At 63.5% G+C, this 230-nt stretch carries 1 protein-coding gene; it reads left to right on the top strand.

Annotated features, from left to right (window positions below):
* Positions 1–230 (top strand): CNNM domain-containing protein (locus tag EOD29_RS35560; RefSeq protein ID WP_127248947.1); only part of this gene is annotated, 230 nt, incomplete at both ends.

Below are 230 nucleotides of genomic sequence, written 5' to 3'. Positions count from 1 at the left end.
GTCCGATTCCGCCGGCGGGCTCTCCGACTATGTTGGGATACTAGCCGTGTTTCTTCTTGTCGCCGCCAATGGCTTCTTCGTTGCCGCCGAATTCGCCCTGGTGTCGGTCAGGCGTAGCCGCGTCGCCGAACTCGCTGCGGCAGGCCGCATGAACGCCTCGGCACTTCAGCGCGCCGTCGACAATCTCGACTCCAACCTTGCAGCCACCCAGCTCGGCATCACCATCTCGT

The organism is Mesorhizobium sp. M1A.T.Ca.IN.004.03.1.1 (assembly GCF_003997555.1).
Lineage (GTDB): Bacteria > Pseudomonadota > Alphaproteobacteria > Rhizobiales > Rhizobiaceae > Mesorhizobium.
The sequence above is the reverse complement of the archived record's forward strand: the minus strand, read 5'-3'. Positions and strand labels throughout refer to the sequence as shown.